Consider the following 3,870-nt stretch of genomic DNA (forward strand, 5'->3'; position numbering starts at 1 on the left):
CTTATCTAAAAACTTTACCTAATGTTAAAAATGATGCGATTGGTGTCATTGGTTTATGAAGGGGGGAAGTTGATTCGGGCGATCGCGTCTATGGAAGCTATTTTATCAGAACCAGGTGGTACTGTTGTCGATCCCCAAAGCAATAGGGAATACCCTTCCCCACCCAAGATTGTTGCTTCTAAGGATTATTCAGAGCGAGATAAGCTGCCATTGGGTGGGTTAAGGGTTTCGGAATTGTGCGGATTAAAATGGAAAGATTTACAAACCAGAGGAGATAGTGGGCAAGTAAAGGTGAAAGGGAAAGGTTCTAAATCCCGTTGTGTGTTATTGCCAAAGTCTTTATGGGTAGAATTAATCAATTTGCAACCAAATGCGTTTGGTAATACTCCGGTGTTTCGCAGTCGCAACAGCAGTAATCAGGGTCATTTAACTAAAGAAAGAGTGGATCAAATTGTCACTTATTGGGATTCTTTACTGGTAGGTTCACGAAAATTTTAGTAGCCATGTTTTCTCCTCTGGTTATAGTACATTTGTTCTATTTTACAGATAAATTGAACCCTATCAATATCTACTTCAGCAACGAGTAGAACGAGCAAAGCAGTTGTTGAAACAAACCGACCAATCAATTATGGACATTGCTTTAACCTGTGGGTTCAACAGTCACATTCATTTGAGTAAACAATTTCGCCAACTCACAGGTATGACACCGAAAGCCTACAGACACAAGTAATAGCGAAATAGCGCCGCATCCATCTTCAACCGTCAAAGCAGGACAAGATTCAATACTTTAAGGAATTGGTATTACAGACACTCTACGCGATCGCTTTTCATCTATCATCAGTCCCTAGTGGCTGTTTCAGGGCATTGCCTGACTCCCCCATTCCTGATAAGCGCTTCTTATCACCGCTATCAGACCTTTGTTGTCAAGTCCTGTTGACCAATTGTAACGATATTGTTATATTACTTTACATAAATAAGCAAGCAATAAAAAAACTATGTACACCACTGTTAACGAAAACGGCGTTCTCAACAACTACCCCACTGAACCCCAAGTATACTGCGCTGAGTACCCGGCAATTTGGGAACAACGCAAATACGTTGTACAAGGTGTATTCGCTACTTTAATTGTCACTACTTTAGTTTTGGTTGCTTTTGCGGTTAGCTAAGAATTTTTAACATCGGTATCGCTGTATCTCATCGTCATTCTTCCTTCTCCCCCGAACCCCGGTACTTAAAACCGGGGTTTTTTGTTGTTGGGTGCGATAAACGTCTACTTGCCAAAAAACCCAGTCGTTGTGACCGGGCTTTTGTGGGATATATTCCCCTGTTATTTATAGAAGTTATTTATAAACCGCTTGTTCTGTTAATGACTACCACGCCTGGGTTGCAAGTTCCAGAAAACTACAACTTCTTTTTAAGGATGTGTAGCTTGCCGCTGTAGGCATCGCCCATCCCCCAACTATGTAGACAAACATATACTACAACTGTATTATGGACATGAGTCTTAATTACAAATACTACAAATTCGATGATCAGCAGATTCTCCTCAACTATTAGTAGCGTGATGCATTGCCACAAGCGCAAGGGTTTAGGCAGAGTAATCGCGCTGTTTGCGTTTGAGGGAATGTATGTGTTCATCGGCGATAAATCTGTAAACGTTGGCATTTTGGGAGTGATCGCCACATGGCTAAATCTGGATCAACTTATCCACAGCGGGAGGTGCAAGTGTATTACAGCACCAACATAAGGCAAAAAGTATCGACTACTTGACCCCCGCTTTTGAAATGACTTGAGATGCTGCACCCCAACCGTCAGTTCTCCATCCCAAGTTCTCACGGTACAACTGAAATTATTAACGGCGGTGACAATTGCCCAGCAACCGCTTTTACCCCTGAGTTCTAGATTGTCTTTGGTCAGAATTTGGCACACCTCACCGATCTGGTAGGTGTTAGGGACTTGGGTGCGTTCCATAATTCTTTGCACAACGTCTTTGACGATCCGGTGTGATGGTACTTTTCCCTTGGCAGATTCTACAGCTTGTTGCCATGCTTCGGGCTGAGTATCAGGATCTAGCTTAGTCAACGGTCTAATTTGCCATTCATTAGTCGGCAAAATGTGATCGTTCCGATCACATTTTTCAACCAAGTTATCAAAAACAACAGCCGCATCCATTAAAAGATAAGACTGGCGACGACTATGACCGAAGCGATCGCGGCAATATTCCTCAAATGTTTTGTGCGTCGAACGGTACATTCGCCGATCACGTAGTTCCGCCAGTGCCTTTCCTGCTTCAAAAAACGCCCGCTCTACCTTGCGTTCCAGGTACAAGCGATCGCGAATCTCTTGGTCGGTTAATTCTGGTACTTCAACAGCAGTAACGGTGATTGTTGCTGTAGCTGGGTTTTCTTCTTGGACAAGATTATCTGGTGATGTGCTGTCAGTGGATGAAGAGATGGTAGATTTTTTGCGCTTTGAGGATGGTTTAGCCATGATTTCACCCTTGTTAAGGGTATTTGCTCAGACTGGCTCACTCTCATTATGGCTGTAGCCAGGGCTACAAGCGCTTAAGAGCAGCTAATTTCAGCTTCTGCTGCCAGAACCTCAACTGAACTCCTAAGCGTTCGCTTCTGTAGAGTCACTGAAAATAGCGCGGAAGTTAATGGTTTGAGGTCAAGCATCCTTTAACTCTCCATTATTCCTGGCACGCTCCAACTCTTCTTCACAAAGGACTTCTATTAAATTTGACAGAGAACGCTTCCTAATCTTAGCTAGCCGTTCTAAGTCAGACTTTAATGCTTCGTCCAAATAAAGCGATATTCGCTTTTTGTCAGAGATTACTTCAGTCTGATTTAGTTGTGGATTAAACCATTCTATTAATGCAAGTTCAACTTCTGGTAATAAATCAGGCTCAATATACAAGTCAGGGGAAACGCATCTTATTTGCTAATAAAAATTAAAAAGGATTTTCAAATGACATAGATAACTGCAAAACTTGAGAAACTGATAAACAAAATAAATCAATAATTTTTAAAACTATGAATTGACTTATCTCAACATGAATCACTATCTATTAGTACTAAAAAAACTTATTAGGTGGTCATATAAAACTATGTTTATCTGGAGCGTAAGTGGAACTCTCACGCCAGATTATAAATCAAAAATCTGGTTGTTCTTGTTTACTGCCATTGAATTTACTACAAAAAGGAACCTGTATTGCTTGGCAACCGACGGCTGCCACAAACTCACCCCCCCCTCATAACGATTATCATTCTTATTTAATTTCGTACCTAATTTACTGAAAGTCTTGTGTGATGGGGTGTTGGGGAATTCTATCTTCAACATCAATCTTTAATATTTAGATGCGTTCGCCCTGGGATCTAAGGCTGTCGATATTTGTAAATCAAATAGGATTGCTATAGTATAGATTGGAAACTAGATGTAGCCACAGCGATTAATAATCAAGGGCAAATTGTTGGCAACGCTATAAATCCAGATGGTCAGATACATGGTTTCTTACTAACTCCTAGATCTGCTGAACCCGTTCCAGAACCTTTGACAACAGGTGGTACATTATTAGCAGGGATGGGATTGGCATATCTGCGTTATCAGAAGCGACGGTTGGGTAAATCTATATGAAAAGTTAGGTATTGCATATTTATAGCTAAAGTTTGTAGTAAGCACTTTAGTGCTTTAATATTTCGAGGACTAAAGTCCTTACTACAAACTGTGGTTCGTTACCAATTGTTATGCGATCGCTAACTCAACTCAGCTACTTTTATGATTAATAATCTCAGTTATGCGATCGCTAAATCAGTTAAGCTACCTTGATAACCAGTAATCTCAATCACTGCATCACTCAAAGCATTAAAT

At 40.9% G+C, this 3,870-nt stretch carries 7 protein-coding genes; 4 read left to right on the plus strand and 3 right to left on the minus strand.

The features are described 5' to 3' along the window. The first annotated feature begins 21 nt into the window (after positions 1 to 21). The 3 genes from AC5JMF_RS31185 to psb34 all read left to right on the plus strand — a co-directional run bounded on the left by AC5JMF_RS31185 (position 22) and on the right by psb34 (position 1,166). Positions 22 to 498 carry a tyrosine-type recombinase/integrase gene (locus AC5JMF_RS31185; RefSeq protein ID WP_495799582.1) on the plus strand — a complete coding sequence of 159 codons (477 nt, stop codon included), beginning with the start codon at positions 22 to 24 and terminating at the stop codon, positions 496 to 498. A gap of 52 nt (positions 499 to 550) precedes the next feature. Continuing rightward, positions 551 to 730: a helix-turn-helix domain-containing protein gene (locus AC5JMF_RS31190; RefSeq protein ID WP_495797994.1), complete on the plus strand. Its 180-nt coding sequence runs from the start codon at positions 551 to 553 to the stop codon at positions 728 to 730. Positions 731 to 995: 265 nt separating this feature from the next. After that, the gene (gene psb34, locus AC5JMF_RS31195) at positions 996 to 1,166 is read left to right on the plus strand and encodes a photosystem II assembly protein Psb34 (protein ID WP_495799583.1); all 171 of its coding nucleotides are present in this window, start codon (positions 996 to 998) and stop codon (positions 1,164 to 1,166) included. A gap of 532 nt (positions 1,167 to 1,698) precedes the next feature. Here the strand turns inward: psb34 and AC5JMF_RS31200 are convergent. Together AC5JMF_RS31200 and AC5JMF_RS31205 are read right to left on the minus strand one after the other, a co-directional pair. Then, the gene (locus AC5JMF_RS31200; protein ID WP_495799584.1) at positions 1,699 to 2,490 is read right to left on the minus strand and encodes a hypothetical protein; all 792 of its coding nucleotides are present in this window, start codon (positions 2,488 to 2,490) and stop codon (positions 1,699 to 1,701) included. Positions 2,491 to 2,670: 180 nt separating this feature from the next. Next, a complete protein-coding gene (locus AC5JMF_RS31205) occupies positions 2,671 to 2,919 on the minus strand; it encodes a ribbon-helix-helix domain-containing protein (RefSeq protein ID WP_495799585.1) in 249 nt (82 codons plus the stop codon). Positions 2,920 to 3,450: 531 nt separating this feature from the next. Between AC5JMF_RS31205 and AC5JMF_RS31210 the strand changes: the two genes are divergently transcribed. Next, positions 3,451 to 3,636, plus strand: coding sequence for a PEP-CTERM sorting domain-containing protein (locus tag AC5JMF_RS31210; protein ID WP_495799586.1), 186 nt, complete (start codon positions 3,451 to 3,453; stop codon positions 3,634 to 3,636). Between the two features lie 158 nt (positions 3,637 to 3,794). Here AC5JMF_RS31210 and AC5JMF_RS31215 read toward each other — a convergent pair. Further along, positions 3,795 to 3,870: bluetail domain-containing putative surface protein (locus AC5JMF_RS31215; protein WP_495799587.1), on the minus strand; the 76-nt coding region annotated here is incomplete at its 5' end.

Source organism: Desmonostoc vinosum (assembly GCF_059505385.1).

Excerpts from the sequence above, each read along its gene's own strand:
- AC5JMF_RS31185 (WP_495799582.1), top strand. The coding sequence starts at position 22 with ATGTTAAAAATGATGCGATTGGTGTCATTGGTTTATGAAGGGGGGAAG.
- psb34 (WP_495799583.1), top strand. The coding sequence starts at position 996 with ATGTACACCACTGTTAACGAAAACGGCGTTCTCAACAACTACCCCACT.
- AC5JMF_RS31200 (WP_495799584.1), bottom strand. The coding sequence starts at position 2,490 with ATGGCTAAACCATCCTCAAAGCGCAAAAAATCTACCATCTCTTCATCC.